This window comes from Pseudomonas sp. Pseusp11 (genome assembly GCF_047304405.1).
In the GTDB taxonomy this organism is placed as follows: domain Bacteria; phylum Pseudomonadota; class Gammaproteobacteria; order Pseudomonadales; family Pseudomonadaceae; genus Aquipseudomonas.
This window is the reverse complement of record NZ_JBGLZF010000007.1, coordinates 28,799-44,228: the sequence shown is the minus strand read 5'-3', so window position 1 is coordinate 44,228 and position 15,430 is coordinate 28,799. Positions and strand designations below refer to the sequence as shown.

Annotated in this window: 17 protein-coding genes; 10 read left to right on the top strand and 7 right to left on the bottom strand. The window is 54.0% G+C overall.

Annotated elements, in window-relative coordinates; genetic code table 11:
- The first annotated feature begins 5 nt into the window (after positions 1–5).
- From ACCC96_RS07825 to ACCC96_RS07795, 7 genes are all read left to right on the top strand, one after another.
- Positions 6–476: a PaaI family thioesterase gene (locus ACCC96_RS07825; protein ID WP_413695411.1), complete on the top strand. Its 471-nt coding sequence runs from the start codon at positions 6–8 to the stop codon at positions 474–476.
- A gap of 58 nt (positions 477–534) precedes the next feature.
- Positions 535–1,074 carry a cupin domain-containing protein gene (locus tag ACCC96_RS07820; RefSeq protein ID WP_413695410.1) on the top strand — a complete coding sequence of 180 codons (540 nt, stop codon included), beginning with the start codon at positions 535–537 and terminating at the stop codon, positions 1,072–1,074.
- Positions 1,071–1,997: a 3-keto-5-aminohexanoate cleavage protein gene (locus ACCC96_RS07815; RefSeq protein WP_413695409.1), complete on the top strand. Its 927-nt coding sequence runs from the start codon at positions 1,071–1,073 to the stop codon at positions 1,995–1,997. Before ACCC96_RS07820 ends, ACCC96_RS07815 begins: the two co-directional genes overlap by 4 nt.
- Positions 1,998–2,468: 471 nt before the next feature.
- Positions 2,469–3,467, top strand: coding sequence for a fumarylacetoacetate hydrolase family protein (locus tag ACCC96_RS07810; protein WP_413695408.1), 999 nt, complete (start codon positions 2,469–2,471; stop codon positions 3,465–3,467).
- Positions 3,468–3,562: 95 nt separating this feature from the next.
- Positions 3,563–4,492, top strand: coding sequence for a VOC family protein (locus tag ACCC96_RS07805; protein ID WP_413695407.1), 930 nt, complete (start codon positions 3,563–3,565; stop codon positions 4,490–4,492).
- Positions 4,493–4,510: 18 nt separating this feature from the next.
- Positions 4,511–4,861: a Rieske (2Fe-2S) protein gene (locus ACCC96_RS07800; protein WP_413695406.1), complete on the top strand. Its 351-nt coding sequence runs from the start codon at positions 4,511–4,513 to the stop codon at positions 4,859–4,861.
- Positions 4,862–4,934: 73 nt separating this feature from the next.
- Positions 4,935–5,837 (top strand): transporter, encoded by a 903-nt coding sequence (locus tag ACCC96_RS07795; protein ID WP_413695405.1) that lies wholly within the window; start codon positions 4,935–4,937, stop codon positions 5,835–5,837.
- Between the two features lie 318 nt (positions 5,838–6,155).
- Here ACCC96_RS07795 and ACCC96_RS07790 read toward each other — a convergent pair whose 3' ends face one another.
- Positions 6,156–6,404: an SMP-30/gluconolactonase/LRE family protein gene (locus tag ACCC96_RS07790; RefSeq protein WP_413695554.1), complete on the bottom strand. Its 249-nt coding sequence runs from the start codon at positions 6,402–6,404 to the stop codon at positions 6,156–6,158.
- A gap of 330 nt (positions 6,405–6,734) precedes the next feature.
- On the opposite strand from ACCC96_RS07790, the gene ACCC96_RS07785 reads away from it, so the two are divergent.
- The 3 genes from ACCC96_RS07785 to hpaR all read left to right on the top strand — a co-directional run bounded on the left by ACCC96_RS07785 (position 6,735) and on the right by hpaR (position 9,492).
- Positions 6,735–7,904, top strand: a complete 1,170-nt coding sequence (locus tag ACCC96_RS07785; RefSeq protein ID WP_413695404.1) for a p-hydroxyphenylacetate 3-hydroxylase oxygenase component — start codon at positions 6,735–6,737, stop codon at positions 7,902–7,904.
- 76 nt (positions 7,905–7,980) lie between these two features.
- Entirely contained in the window at positions 7,981–8,931 is a 951-nt protein-coding gene (locus ACCC96_RS07780) for a p-hydroxyphenylacetate 3-hydroxylase reductase component (protein WP_413695403.1), read from the top strand.
- A gap of 138 nt (positions 8,932–9,069) precedes the next feature.
- Positions 9,070–9,492: a homoprotocatechuate degradation operon regulator HpaR gene (gene hpaR / locus ACCC96_RS07775; RefSeq protein ID WP_413695402.1), complete on the top strand. Its 423-nt coding sequence runs from the start codon at positions 9,070–9,072 to the stop codon at positions 9,490–9,492.
- A 72-nt stretch (positions 9,493–9,564) separates the two neighbouring features.
- Here hpaR and hpaI read toward each other — a convergent pair whose 3' ends face one another.
- From hpaI to hpaE, 6 genes are all read right to left on the bottom strand, one after another.
- Positions 9,565–10,365, bottom strand: coding sequence for a 4-hydroxy-2-oxoheptanedioate aldolase (gene hpaI, locus ACCC96_RS07770; protein WP_413695401.1), 801 nt, complete (start codon positions 10,363–10,365; stop codon positions 9,565–9,567).
- An 18-nt stretch (positions 10,366–10,383) separates the two neighbouring features.
- Positions 10,384–11,187, bottom strand: coding sequence for a 2-oxo-hept-4-ene-1,7-dioate hydratase (gene hpaH / locus ACCC96_RS07765; RefSeq protein WP_413695400.1), 804 nt, complete (start codon positions 11,185–11,187; stop codon positions 10,384–10,386).
- Between the two features lie 12 nt (positions 11,188–11,199).
- Positions 11,200–12,504, bottom strand: coding sequence for an MFS transporter (locus ACCC96_RS07760; protein ID WP_413695399.1), 1,305 nt, complete (start codon positions 12,502–12,504; stop codon positions 11,200–11,202).
- A 45-nt stretch (positions 12,505–12,549) separates the two neighbouring features.
- Positions 12,550–12,942, bottom strand: a complete 393-nt coding sequence (locus ACCC96_RS07755; protein WP_413695398.1) for a 5-carboxymethyl-2-hydroxymuconate isomerase — start codon at positions 12,940–12,942, stop codon at positions 12,550–12,552.
- 62 nt (positions 12,943–13,004) lie between these two features.
- Positions 13,005–13,862, bottom strand: a complete 858-nt coding sequence (hpaD, locus tag ACCC96_RS07750) for a 3,4-dihydroxyphenylacetate 2,3-dioxygenase (RefSeq protein ID WP_413695397.1) — start codon at positions 13,860–13,862, stop codon at positions 13,005–13,007.
- 107 nt (positions 13,863–13,969) lie between these two features.
- Complete coding sequence (gene hpaE / locus ACCC96_RS07745; RefSeq protein WP_413695396.1) at positions 13,970–15,430, bottom strand: 5-carboxymethyl-2-hydroxymuconate semialdehyde dehydrogenase; 1,461 nt, start codon at positions 15,428–15,430, stop codon at positions 13,970–13,972.

Genomic DNA, 15,430 nt, shown 5'->3' with positions numbered 1-15,430 from the left:
GAGTTATGAATCCTGTCGTTGACAACCCAGATCGCGCCTTTTTGGAGCGAGTTATTGCAGAGGCTAAGTTCGATATCCCCCTGGAGTTAACCGCAGGGTTAAGTGCCCTCGGCGCCCGGCTGATTCAAGGGCGTCCTGGAGCTGTCGAGCTAAGTTACGACGTTTCTGAAGCGGCCATCCAGGGTAATGGTGTCGTTGCCGGCGGCACCTTAATGACCATGCTTGATTATGCGATGGCTTTTGCTGTTCTCAGTAAGCTTTCTTGTGGTCAAACATGTGCGACAACCAGCATCACGGTGAACATGCAGGCAGCCGTCAAGCCATCGCGATTGAAGGTAAGTGCCACGGTCGAACGTGTTGGTCGCCAAGTTGCTTTCGCAAGGGCCGAATTATTCGACCCGCAGCGTGAATTGCTTGTAGCTAGCGCGTCGGCAACCTTCTTTATCATGAACGTAGTCCGCACCCAGGCTGCGTAATCATAAAAAAATTTTGCTAATATAAATACAGTACGTATCGTATCTAAGGTGACAATGAATGAACAAAATTTTCAATACGGATTACAAGCCCGTACGAAGGATCGTGACGGGGCATAACGAAACAGGCGAATCCATTTTCATCGGCGACGGGGACGCGCCGAATGTGTTTGCTCAACCTGGCAGACCGGTTGCTCAGGTCGTCTGGGCAACCGGGGCAGGGCGCGCTGAAGGTTTCGATCCAGCCCCAGCTGGTCATAAATTCGGTTTCCACTCGGATAACGGGTCACTTCTTCGCATTGTCGACTTTCCCCCAGATGAGGTCTACGACCAAGAAAAGCTGGTTGAATTCCTCGACAGCGAAGGGGTTAGAGACAAGAAAAAACCGCGCCATTTTTGGTTCCATAAAACCGAATCGCTTGATTACGCCGTGGTACTCGAAGGTGAAATCGTTGCGATGATGGATCACGGGGAAACGGTCATGCGCCCGGGTGATGTGCTGGTGCAACGAGCCACAAATCACAGTTGGTCCAATCGTTCAGGGCGCAACTGCCGAATGCTATTTGTCCTGCTCGCACTGCAGGAAGGAGATGCACTGTGAGAAAAATCATTATTACTGCTGCCATTACCGGTGGTGCTCATACGCCATCGATGTCCCCACATCTACCAGTCACTCCTCAAGAAATTGCCGATCAGGCCATTGAAGCGATAGAGGCAGGTGCGGCGATTGTTCATCTTCATGCCCGAAATCCTGAAGATGGTCGTCCCACTGGCGATCCTGAAATCTTCCGTCAGTTCGTGTCTCGGATTAAAGCCGAAACCGATGCGATCGTGAACGTATCCACCGGCGGTGGTGGGCCGGCAATGCCTATTAACGAACGCGCTGCAGCAGGTGTCGCCCTGCAACCAGAAATGTGCTCCTTGAATATGGGATCGATTAATCTCAATCTTTCAGAAATGGCCGCCAAAGACCGAAATTGGCGTTACGCTTGGGAGGTGGAGCATCTTACTGCCACGAAAGATCTTGTCTTTCGTAACACCTTTTCCGACATCGAGTGGATTCTGCGGACTATCGGCGACACCGGCACGCGATTTGAATTCGAATGTTACGATGTCAGCCACTTGTATACGCTGAAGTACTTCCTGGATAAGGGGCTTGTTAAGCCGCCGCTGTTCATTCAAACCATTTTTGGGTTGCGGGGGGCAATAGGTGCTCACATCGAGGATGTGATGCATCAAAAGCGGACAGCAGATCGTCTGTTTGGTGATCAGTATCATTGGTCGGTACTGGGTGCAGGGAAAGACCAGATGTCACTTGCGACGCTTGCCGCCATCACGGGAGGGAACGTCCGTGTCGGCTTGGAAGATAGTTTGTACATCGGGCGTGGTGAGTTGGCGGTCTCCAACGCTGCTCAGGTACGAAAAATTCGAAGCATTGTTGAGCAGTTGGGTTATGAGATTGCTACTCCTCAAGAGGCAAGGGAGATGCTGGCCTTGAAAGGAAAAGCTAACACGGCTTTCTAATATTATTCATTGCCAGGCACAAAGAGTTTTGTGCCTGGCAACATTGGGTGCCTGTCGTAAGTGCAAAAATAAGTAAAAAATGGAGCGGAATGCAAAAGTGCCTATGAGCAGAACTCGCTTGATAGTCCTGATTAAAGTACAAAGCTTTTGATGCCTGTTGATTAAAGAAGTTGTTGAATGCGCAAGCCGGTCTTTGAACCGGCTTTTTTGCGTTTTCGACATCGTTCTAAATAAGCAAAACGATCCGATCGGTATCCTGGCACGAATCAGAAAGCCAATTCTGGCTGCGACGGAGCCATTCAGAGGCTCCGCCATCCTGGAATGCAGGTATCGATCGCCAGGCGATATGGTAGATAGACGGCCTATCAGTTTCTCTTTACAAAACGATACGTGTCGTATAGCTTTGGATTGTGCAAGCCCAAATGCCGGCTCTGCCATAACGAGCCATTCCAAAAAAAAGAGGGAGATCATATGAAGCTCGGCCGTATTTCTGTTAATGGTCCTGATGGAGCGGAAGCACGTTTGGTACTCGTCGTACCGGAAGAGAAGCGCGTCATCGACCTGAAACGTGCGCTCCAGGAGCAGTTATTCAAAGAGGGTTCTTCTCGGGAAGCCTCGCTTAAGTATGCCGATGCTGTATTCCCTGGGAGCATGTCGGCGGCAATTGCACTGGGCTCACCCTTCGTCCAGGCAGCTGAAAAAATCAACGCAACGCGTCCCGACGCCTACTCCATATCATTCGATCAAGTGACTTGGCTGCCTGCCTCGGATCCATCTGTCGTGCGTGATGGATTGACTTTCATTGGTCATATCAAAGGTTTCCACGAAAAAATTGGTCACGAGCCAACTCCCAGCCTTCTGAAGATTCCTGGTTACTTCAAAGGTACGCCGCATACGGTCATCGGCCATGATGCCGAAGTCCCATGGCCAGGTTACATAGAGCACATGGATTATGAGCTCGAGTTGGGCTATGTCATCGGTAAGCGTGGTGAAAACCTCAACCCTGATAACGCACTTGATCATCTTTTTGGTATCACCATTTTCAACGATTTCAGCGCTCGTGATCGACAAGCGATCGAGATGCCGATTGCAATGGGGCCCACCAAATGCAAGGATTTTGCGTACGGTATCGGTCCGTGGATTACTACCATTGATGAGTTCAAAGATCTCGACCGAATTGGTATGGAAGTTCGGGTTAACGGCGAGACTTGGGGTAAGGGCGATAGCTCGAACAAGCTGTGGACGATTGGCGAGTTGATTGCATGGTCGAGTCTGGGTGAAGCTATTGTGCCGGGCGATGTAATTGGGTCGGGTACTATGGGGGGCGGTTCCGCTCTTGAGCTTGACCGCAGGCTTCAGCCGGGCGATGTCGTTGAGCTGATTGTTGAAGGCGTTGGAACGCTTCGCAACAAAATGGGACAACCAATCCCGGGTCTATGGTGGCCCGAGGAACGCAAGCCGTTTATGTGAGTGGATTTGTAACCCACGCGCACATCGAAGATATCCGGCCCGCTCAAAAAGACGGGCCAGACATAACAAAAACGCAATCTTTGATAGGTGTTGAAATGAACATCCTTGGCCCGGACACATTACATTTTGGTGTTGAAGACGTTGCTCTCTGCGAGCAGTTCCTAAAGGATTACGGCCTTGAGCCGGTAGGTGATGGGCGCTTCGAGGCGTTAGACGGAACTGGTGTAGTTATCAAGCATCGTGAAGATTCAAGTCTTCCGGCATGGACATTGCCGACCGCAAACATGCTGCGCAAAACTGTGTATGGCGTGAAAGATGCAGCCACTCTGGAAAGTATTAAAAAAGAGTTTGAAGGTGAGCGCGAGGTTAAAACCTTGGCTGATGGCTCATTGGAGCTAGTTGACGATGTCGGTTTTGTTCTCGGCTTTCAGGTATCGAATCGTAAGGCACACCAGTTGAGTGCCGAGCGGGTGAATGCGCCTGGCGACATTCATCGGCAAAAAAACAAGACGGGTGTCGATGTCGCTACCGTGGGACAGGCTCCTAAACCACGGACACTTTCTCATGTAGTCTATTTTGTACCCGACGCCGACAAGGCCGAGCGATTTTACACCGATCGTCTGGGGTTCAGAGTTAGCGACAGGTTCGTTGGCATGGGGCCGTTTCTGCGTCCTGCCGGGACTTTTGACCACCACACCCTTTTCTTCATCCAAACGCCAGCACACCTTCAGGGATGTGAACATTTTACATTCCATATGGGGGGGCCGAGCGAAGTGATGCAAGCCGGCTATGCGTTTGCTGGGAAGGGCTACGAATCGTACTGGGGACCAGGACGTCACCAGTTTGGGTCTAATTGGTTCTGGTATTTCAATACCCCGATGGCATGTCATATTGAGTATGACGCGGATATGGATCAACACGACGATGAGTGGTCGCCGCGGGAGGCACCCGCTATCGTCGATAATTCCCAAATCTTCCTTTTTGACTGGCGCGAGAAATGGGCTCCAGGCGGAAAACCCGACTAACAAGAGGTCAAGTGAAAGATGGCGAATCCAAAGCGGCTTCGGCTTTGCCATCTCGAACAACTTGCGCCTGGTCAGTCCTTAGGGTTCAGGATAAAAAATGTTGGCCAGGATGACTTTTTTTTGGTCAACGATGGCGGTGATGTTGTTGGGTACAAAAACTCCTGCCCACACTGGCCTGGCTCGTCAATGCCGGTGCTGAAGAATCGCTATCTTGATAGCGAGTCCCGATATATCGTGTGTAGTGGTCATGGCGCATTGTTTGAGATTGGATCGGGGTTGTGTGTAAAGGGGCCTTGTATTGGTCGGTACTTGATTGATATAAGTTTGGAAGTTACGGAGGGAGGGGAGGTGTTTCTAATCGAAGATTGACGGTTTAAGTTCTTGGCTCTACTGCATGCGTGCGTAATACGTTGAGAAAAACAATAAAAAGAAGGAAGGCGTGGTGAAGTGTTCAGCTAATTCTCATCTGGTTGTTTGCGCGGGCGCCTTGTTGTTTGCGGGAGATTCGATCGCGCTTGAGGGGGGCACTTCGAGCTATCCAGCGGGAATCGTGACCGTCATGAGCGGCGCTGTGGGTGCCCCAGGCGAGACGCATCTATATACATATAATAAGCTAATTGATATCGGCTCGATCCAAGACGGGCGGGGTGATAAGGTGTTTCCTAAAGTAAAAGGAAAAATCCATGCTCACGCGGTGCGATTGGTTCACACGTTTGACGGGCCAACATTGCTAGGTGGCAACATTTCATTGCAAATCGCAGTTCCTTACGTACAAGGTCATTTGGATATTCCGGCATTGGGGCCGTTCGGTAGGGATTCCACACGTGGAATGGCGGACCCGATGTTTGGCGCGCTTGTTAGTTGGCAGTCCCCAACGTACCTCCATAACATAGAAGTCGATTACATCGCTCCCTGGGGTAAGTATGATGAGAAAGCACTCGTCAATCCAGGTGATAATAGTAACGTGATTTATGTGGCTTATGCTTTTACTTGGTTTCCTTTTTCGCAAGTTGAGATTAGTTCAAAAATTAGTACTAACTATAGTTTTGAAAATTCGAAAACTGATTATCAGTCGGGCTTGCAAGTCGTAGCAGATTATGGGCTGAATTATAGATTCTCCAATAACTGGTTGGCGGGGGTGGGTGGATATTTTTCAACACAGCTAAATGATGATCAGCTTCATGGCAAGGACATCGGAAATCGTACTAGGTCCATAAAAATTGGCCCGCAAGTAGGATATGCACAGCGGGATTGGGGTGTGTTCGTAGCCTATCAAAATGATGTATATGCTCGGAACACTACCCAGGGAGATACGATCATGTTGAACGGCTTTTTAAAATTTTAGTTAGGTGGTTTAGTTTCGCGCCTGGCTTTTTTTGCAGGTGCTCCGCAGATGAGTCGGACCACCTAGGCGATGTGCATCTTGAGGGGCTAATGTTGCCGTAGCGTGGACTGCTTAAACGCCACTCGTGAAGTAGGAAACACGCCAAGACCATTTGCTCGGCGATCCGATTAACCGCCCAGACGCCAGCAACTCGCGGTCACTGACTGTCCTGACACCTCCGCCTCCAGTCGTAGCAAGCGTCCCGAATCAGACGCTCCTCCAAGCACTTCGAGTTTCAGTTCGTGGCAGGAACTGGTTATGTATAAGGTGCAGCCATCCTTACCGCCAAAAACAAAGGTCCGAGGGGCTTGGTACGGGTAAGCCAATCATGCGGTCGAGATTACCTTCAGCATCGAAGCGTGCGAGGTTCCAGCCATCACGCTGGGTCGTCCATACCCCGCCTTGGGCATCCAGCGCCAGGCCGCTGAGGCTGCCTCCGCCGCGCGGTAGGGAAGCCAGCCGGCGCACGGTATTGCTGCCAGGTTGCAAACGCAGAATCTCTCCCGTCTCCGGTGCTATTGCATACAACGCTCCGCCCGTAGCATCCCAGCGAAAACCTGTGACTTGCTCAGTCAAGTTCCAGCCATGTCGCAGTTCCCCCCAACGCTCACCTCACCGATCTCGCACCCGCTGGTTCCGCGCTCTATCGAGTTTCATTCAGCGCCAACAATAGGGGAATCAATGGAAAGTACAACGTTCCATTTGGAACGTGCATTTTTCAGCATGTTTGAGCACTCCATACTGGCTTGGTCTTCACTGGCGTTTCTTTCATCGCCGTAGTCCATGCGCCGCCCTAAGGCAAGGTGTCGGGGCGTACGCAGACCGGAACGTCACCATCCAATAATAATGAGACCATCCATGAAAAAGCCAAACCCGCTGCTGGAAGATCTGAGAAGCGTCTTGCCGACTATCGCGGATAACGCCTTCGAGGCAGAAAATGCGCGTTGCGTGCCTGCCGAAAACATCACCTTGCTCAAAGACATCGGCATGCACAGAGCCTTGCAGCCGAAGAAGTACGGAGGAATGGAAATTTCACTCCCTCAATTCGCAGATTGCATCGCATTGTTGGCCGGTTCCTGCGCAAGTACGGCTTGGGCGATGAGTCTGCTGTGTACCCACAGCCATCAAATTGCGATGTTTTCCAGCAAACTACAAGATGAGATGTGGGGCAACGATCCGGATGCCACGGCCAGTAGCAGCATCGCGCCGTTCGGTCGTATCCAGGAGGTGGCGGGGGGCGTAACTTTCAGTGGAGAAATGGGATGGAGTTCAGGCTGTGATCATGCCGAATGGGCCATCATGGGATTCTTTCGCGAGAATACTGAAGGCACTCGGGATTATTGCTTCGCAGTACTACCAAGTAGTGACTACGTAATCCGTGATGATTGGTTTGCAGTGGGGATGCGCGGTAGCGGCAGTAAAACACTGATCGTCAAAGACGCGTTCGTGCCTGAGTATCGCATCCAGAAAGCCAAGGACATGATTGAAGGTAAGTCCGCGGGCTTTGGACTTTATCCGGACAGCAAGATTTTTTTCGCCCCTTATCGACCTTATTTTGCCAGCGGTTTCTCGACCGTTAGCCTGGGTATTGCCGAGCGCATGCTGGATGTCTTCCGTGAGAAAACCCGCAACCGCGTCCGTGCCTACACTGGCGCCGCTGTCGGCGCAGCTACTCCGGCATTGATGCGCTTGGCGGAATCCACGCATCAGGTTGCGGCCGCCCGAGCGCTGCTGGAAAAAAGCTGGGAGGAGATCGCTGAATACAGTGAGCGCCACGAATACCCAAGCCGCTCCACGCTGACGTTCTGGCGTACTAATCAAGGCTATGCCACAAAGATGTGTATCCAGGCTGTGGATCGTCTGATGGAAGCGGCAGGGGGTGGAGCTTGGTTTGAAACCAACGAGCTGCAACGCCTTTTCCGCGACTCGCATCTTACCGGTGCGCATGCCTACACCGACTATGACGTTTGTGCGCAGATTCTCGGTCGCGAACTGATGGGCCTTGAGCCCGACCCGTCGATGGCCTGAGGCGAGTAGCTGCGACACCATAAGCCCGCTATAAAAATAATCAGGGCGCGCTCCTGGGCGTGCTCGGGAGTCTTGCATGTCCGATATTAATGAGATTGCCGTTTCTTCTGCCTTCGATGTGCGTGCATTTCGCCGCGCATTAGGTAACTTCGCTACTGGTGTGACTGTGGTGACAGCCGCCGACCAGAATGGCCGCAAGGTGGGGGTGACAGCCAACAGCTTCAACTCGGTGTCGCTGGACCCGCCATTGATCCTCTGGAGCATCGACAAGCGTTCTTCAAGTCATGGCGTGTTTGAAGAAGCTACACACTTTGCCGTGAACGTGCTTGCTGCCGATCAGATTGATCTTTCGAACAATTTCGCCCGTCCGAAGGATGACCGTTTTGCAGGGGTCGAATTTGATACAGGCGAGGGCGGGGCGCCAGTGCTAGCTGACTGCTCGGCACGTTTTCATTGCGAAAAATACCAGCAGGTTGACGGTGGCGATCATTGGATCATGATCGGCAAGGTGGTGGCTTTCGATGATTTTGGCCGTTCCCCCCTGCTGTATCACCAGGGTGCCTACTCCATGGTTCTGCCGCATACGCGCATGACAAAGAGTGGTGATGGTCAGCCGCCGAGCAGTCACTTCCAAGGGCGACTGAGCCATAATCTTTACTACCTTATGACCCAAGCTCTACGCGCCTATCAGGCAAGCTATCAGCCTCTTCAATTGTCGACAGGCTTGCGAACCAGCGAGGCCCGTATGCTAATGGTGCTTGAGAATGATGCAGGCCTGAGCCTTATCGATCTGCAGCGCGAGGTGGCGATGCCGGTGCGAGAAATAGAGGAGGCCGTCGCCAATCTTACGCGTAAAGGTCTGGTCTGTGATGAAGGAGGCCGCGTGCGCCTGACGGTCAAAGGCATCGATGAAACAGAAGGTTTGTGGTCAATAGCCCGCCAACAGCAGGAGAAAGTCTTCAGCCAGTTTAGCGAGGAGCAACTGGAAGCATTCAAGACCGTGCTGAAAACGGTTATTACGCTCTGAATCTTACTTCGTTCGCAGTCAAAGTATGCGGCGCCAATCGGCGCCGTTTTTGTTTAGGTGCTGACGGTAAAATTGTCAGGAGGGCTGGACCGGCATGGTAGCATAGTTAACATGCTAACTACATTTCGGCCGCTTCCTATGTCCAAGCACCGCCAGTCTCTGACACTCAACTTGCTCCAGGCCCGTGAAGTCGCCATGAGCTTTTTTCGGCCCTCCCTGAAGGATATAGGCCTCACCGAGCAACAATGGCGAGTAGTGCGAATTCTCAGTCAGCAGGGCGAATTGGAGATCAATCGCTTGGCAGACCTGGCGTGTATTCTGAACCCCAGCATGACGGGTGTGCTCGCTCGAATGGAGACTGCAGAGTTGGTCATGCGACGGCGCTCAGAGCACGATCAACGCCGAGTGTTGGTGAAACTGACTGCTACTGGAGATAGCTGTTTCGAAAATATGAGTGGGCGTATGGAAGAGAACTACGAGTGCTTGCAGAAACGCTTCGGCGCAGAAAAATTGCAGACGTTGTTGGTACTGCTCAACGATTTGAAGTCAGTGAAGCGTTGAGCCGTGGACGATCCACTACCGGCAGAAGCGAATGCCGGTAGGGACGTTTCGTGGTTACATACGAGCCTTGTATTAGTAAACACCGCCGGTGCTGACGGTGGCGGGGGTATTCTTAAATTTGTTTGTCAATGCCTGTAGTCCTTGCATCAAGACAGTGGTGTCGACACCCACCGCTACGAATGCCGCGCCGATCTCGATGTAGCGCCTGGCCAGTTTTTCGTCGGCGCTGAGAATGCCGGGCGCTTTGCCCGCATCGCGGATTCGAATGATCGTGTCTTCAATGACTGCTTGTACGTCGGGATGCCCCGGATTGCCGCGATGGCCCATGGCAGCGCTGAGGTCGGCGGGGCCTATAAACACCCCGTCAACGCCTTCCACGTTGACGATGGCATCCAGATTGGCCAGGCCTTTGAGGCTTTCAATTTGCACCAGCAGGCATATTTGTTCGTCAGCCTTGTCCAGGTATCCGGGCACTGTGTTCCAGCGCGACGCCCGTGCCAATGCGCTGCCTACACCTCGCACGCCACTGGGTGGATAGCGCACAGCACGCACCAGTTCTCGCGCTTGCTCGGCGCTTTCGACCATGGGTACCAGCAAGGTCTGGGTGCCGATATCCAAAATCTGTTTGATCAAAGTTGTGTCGCCGGCGACTGGGCGAATCACTGGATTACTGGTGTAGGGCGCTATCGCCTGTAGCTGGCCAAGCATGCTGCGTATGTCATTGGGTGCATGCTCGCCGTCGATCAATAGCCAATCAAAATCAGCATTGGCGGCCAGCTCCGCGCAGTAGGGATTGGCTAAGCCGAGCCATAGGCCGATCTGCGCTTTTCCACTTTTCAGGCGTTGTTTGAAGTGGTTGATGGGCATATCCATGAAACAGTCCTCCAGGAGTCAGACGAAGCGGCAGGAGATGGAGCCCAGCATGTCGTAGTCGACATGGAAGGTATCGCCTGGGTTGGCAGCCACGGGACGGGTAAACGACCCACCCAGAATGATCTGCCCCGGTTGCAGCGTGACGTCGTAGGGTGCGAGTTTGTTGGCCAGCCAGGCGACACCTTTCGCTGGGTGATTGAGCACCGCGGCAGAAACCCCTGACTCCTCGATCACGCCATTGCGGTACAAAACAGCTGGCACCTTACGTAGGTCAATTTCATTAGGGCGTACAGCGCGACCACCCATAACCACACCTGCGTTCGCCGCATTGTCGGAAATGGTGTCGAAGACCTTGCGCGTGGCCTTGGTCTTGGGGTCGATCTGCTGGATGCGAGCGTCGATGATTTCCAATGCCGGAATCACCCATTCGGTGGCGTCCAGTACATCGAAAATTGTCACGTTTGGGCCTTTGAGCGGCTTGCCGAGGATGAATGCCAGTTCGACCTCAACGCGCGGCACGATAAAGCGGTTGAAGGGGATATCGGTGCCTTCGTCGAACAGCATGTCGTCGAGTAAGGCGCCGTAGTCGGGTTCGGAAATATTTGATGAAACCTGCATGGCACGAGAGGTCAGGCCAATTTTGTGCCCCACCAGCTTGCGTCCTTTTTTTATCTTCTGTGCCACCCAGGCTCGCTGAATCGCATAGGCATCTTCGATAGTGATCTGTGGGTATGCGAGGGAGAACTGCCCTACTTGTTCACGAGAGCGCTCAGCGTTGTCGAGTTGAGCAGCGGCTTGCTGGATGATGTCTTGATCGAGCATGACGAAGATCTCTTAATGAGGATTGACGACTGCGGCGGGAGTGCGCAGTACGAGTAGGGCGCCGACGACGATCAACGCTGCGAGTACATAGAGGGCGAGACTGGCGCTGTGCGTGGTATCTCGCATCCAGCCGATCAGGTTGGGTGTCAGGAACGAGGCAATACTTCCCAGAGAACTGATCAAGGCGATGCCAGCCGCCTGGGTACTGTTTGACAGGAACGCGGGAGGTAACTGCCAGAACATTGGCAGCGCCGCGCTGGCCCCCATACCGGCAATCACCAACCCGCCAATTACGATGACCGGATCACCCGGCATCAGGCCGGCTACGGCGATACCAAGGGCAGACATCAGCAATGGCACACTCAAATGCCACCGGCGTTCGCGACGTCGATCCGATGAACGCCCGCAGGCGATCATGAAACCGCAGCCTGCCAGATAGGGCAGGGCACTGAGCAGACCGACCTTGCCATCACTTCCAATCCCGGAGCTGTGAATCAAGGTAGGCATCCAGAATGCGAGCGTGTTGACCGCCAACATGACTGCGCAGTAAATACCCACCAGCAGCCAGACCTGCGGATCTCGTAGGATTCCGTAGAACGAGATGATGGATTTGCGTTTCTCTTCGCTAGCCAGTTGGTTGCGCAGTTGGTCTTTCTGTTCGTTGCTCAGCCAACGCACAGACTCGTAGTCGTCGGGCAACATCTTGAGTACCAGCAAGCCGAGAAGTACGACTGGCGCCCCTTCAATAAGGAACATCCACTGCCAACCACGTAGGCCACCAAAATCATGAAAGCCTTGCAGGATACCGCCCGATAGAGGGCCACCAACAACCCCGGCCAAAGGCACGGCAATGGCGAACAACGCGGTTACCTGCGCGCGTCTACTGGCCGGATACCAGCGGTTGAGGTACACCAAAATACCTGGGAAAAATCCAGCCTCGGCGACTCCTAGCAAGAAGCGCAGCGCGTAGAAACCTTCAGCGTTTTCGATCAACAGCATGCTGGTCGACAAGGTTCCCCAAACGACCATCAACAAAGCGATCCAGCGCCGTGGCCCAATGCGATCCAGGGCTATGTTGCTGGGTACACCGAACATCGCGTACGCCACAAAGAACAGGCCGGCACCAAATCCGTAGACGGTGTCGCTGAAGTGCAGGTCGGTGCCCATCTGCATCTTGGCAAAACCAATATTTATCCGGTCAAGATGAGCGAACAGGTAACACACCAGCAGCAGTGGCATCAGCCGCCAGGTCACCGTGCGGTGGGTCGACGTTGCGGCGTCGCTCAAGGACTGTGTAGCGGAAGTGGCTATGCTCATGATGTTGTACTTTTTGTGAGAGAGGCCAATGGGGTAAGGAGCTTCTTAGTTCGCCTGTTGCTTGAGAAAGGCATGGACGTTGTTGAGCTTGAAATTCAGCTCGGGGTGCAACTCGATCATTTCAAACGACAGCGCCAGCAGACGTTCTGCCTGTAGCGTCGCAAAGTGGGCGGTAATGACTCCGAACAGTTTTTCCGCGACCTGTTGACGTGTTGCCAAGTCGCGGCCGTGTCCTACCTTCAGCGTCATGTGGACGAAGGCGTAATCGTGTTTGCCGTCGGCCATGCGCCACGTGTCCAGTCGAACTCCGCGGCTACGGATACCCCCCAGCGGAAATACATCGCTGGCGCCTAGTGTTGCGTGAACTTTTTCAAACAGGCCCGGCAAGTCGGCTTGTTGCTCGATGTTGTCAGTGTATTCGGCAATAAAATGCGGCATCGTGCCCTCCTGGTAGTTGGCTGTGTCGAGCGGCGGGCGCTTCCCGGCCGCTTAAGCGAAATTCAGAGCGGGAAGATGGCGTTGATTTGACCGGTGCCGGAGCTGCCGAAGGGTTCTGTGAGAACTTCGACCGGATTGTTATAGTCCGGGCCGCCCAGCAGGCCGAGGAGCATGGCGGTGTCGTGCATCTTGCCTTCGCCGAAGCAGTGCTCAGCGTAATCAGGAAGCATTGCGCAGAACTCCTTGAAGCGGCCTTGCTTCCACATCTCGACCACGTGCAGGTCCATCTGTTTATCGAATTCGCGAGTCCAGTTGTGAATATTGGCTTCCGCTTCGCGATCATTCGAGAAACGGTGAGACAGCGAGCCGGATGCCAATACCAGTACCTTGCGATCACTCTTCTCGATGGCTCGGCGCACGGCGGCACCGAATGCGAAGCTGTCTTCCAGACGATGCCAGGCACACCAGGCCGCGATGGAAATCACCTTGAGTTTTTCGGCGGCAGGTACATCCATGTGCATGTAGCGCATCGGCACCAGGGTGCCGTATTCCAATTCCAGACTCGGGATGTTGTGGGACAGAGTTCGCACACCGGCAGCGTTGGCTTCCTCTGCGATAAGCTCGCCAAGTTCCGGGCAGCCCGGGTAGTGGTAAACCATGTCCTTGATGAAATGCGGTAGTTCATTGCTCGTGTAAACACCACTGAAGTGCTCACCGTTGTTCACGTGGTAGCCGCTGTTCACCAGCCAGTGCACGTCGAACACGACGGCGGTGTCGGCACCCAATTCTCGCGCACGACGGCCTATTTCCTTATGTCCGGCGATAGCGGCAGCACGGCAACCGTGGTGTTTTCCCGGCAGTTCGGACAGATACATCGACGGTACATGGCAGACTTTTGCTGCCAGAACGACTTCGCCCATGATGATTCTCCTGAAGTTATTCTTGTTGGTTCAATTCAATGGACAGCGAAGACTGCGACGAGCCGATGCGCGCCCCATCGCAGCCTTCAGCGGCGGCTATCGGCTGCTCATAGTCCCCAGCGCGGGATGTGGTGACTGCCCATGGAAATGCAGACGTTCTTGATCTCGGCGAACACTTCGAAGCTGTACTGACCGCCTTCACGACCTGTACCGGAACCTTTCACACCGCCGAATGGCTGACGCAAATCACGCACGTTCTGACTGTTGATGAACACCATGCCGGCTTCGATACCACGGGCCAGGCGATGGGCCTTGCCGATGTCCTGAGTCCAGATGTAGGACGCCAGGCCGTACTCAGTATCGTTGGCCAATTGCAGGGCTTCGGCTTCGTCCTTGAACGGAATCAGGCACACCACCGGACCAAAGATTTCTTCCTGGGCGATGCGCATCTTGTTATTCACGTCGGCGAACACCGTCGGTTGGATAAACTGGCCTTTACTCAGGTGTGCAGGCAAGTTCGCCGGACGGTCAAGACCACCAGCGAGGAGGGTGGCGCCTTCTTCAATACCGATCTTGATGTAGCCGGTGACCTTGTCGTAGTGGGCCTGTGTGATCATCGAGCCTACCTGGGTTTTCGGGTCTTGCGGATCGCCGACGATCAGGCGTTTGGCACGAGCGGCGAACTCGGCGACGAAGGCCGGGTAGACGCTTTCCTGGATGAAGATCCGGCTACCGGCGGTGCAGCGTTCGCCGTTCAGCGAGAAGATGGTGAACAGCGCCGCGTCGAGGGCCCGCTCAAGGTCCGCATCTTCAAAGATCAACACCGGCGACTTGCCGCCGAGTTCCATGGAGTACTTTTTCAGGCCGGCGGTCTGCATGATTTTCTTGCCGGTGGCGGTGCCGCCGGTGAAGGATATCGCCCGCACATCCGGGTGGCGAACCAGCGCATCGCCGGCAGTCGCGCCATAGCCCTGAATCACGTTCAGGACACCGTTTGGAATGCCGGCTTCAACAGCCAGGCGCCCCAATTCATTGGCGGTCAGCGGAGACAGCTCAGACATCTTCAGCACTGCCGTATTGCCGAGTGCGAGGCAGGGGGCAGTCTTCCAGGTCGCTGTCATGAAAGGCACGTTCCACGGCGACACCAGGCCACACACTCCCACCGGTTGATACAGGGTGTAGTTGAGCATCTGGTCGTCGACCGGATAGCTATGACCGTCCATGCGGGTGCAGACTTCGGCGAAAAAGTCGAAGTTGTCCGAGGCACGTGGAATCAACACGTTCTTGGTTTGATGGATCGGCAGGCCGGTGTCCAGGGTTTCCAGCTCGGCCAGGTGCGGAACATTCTGTGCGATAAGTTCACCGAGCTTGCGCATCAGTCGGGCACGCTCTTTCGCCGGGGTGTTGGCCCACTGGGGGAAGGCTTCCTTGGCCGCAGCCACAGCCCGAGCGACTTCTTCAGCACCGCCGCTGGCGACTTCGCCGATCGCTTCGCCGGTGGCCGGGTTGTAGTTGACAAAAACGTCTTTGCTTTCGACCTCACGGCCGTTAATCCAGTGTTTGATCAT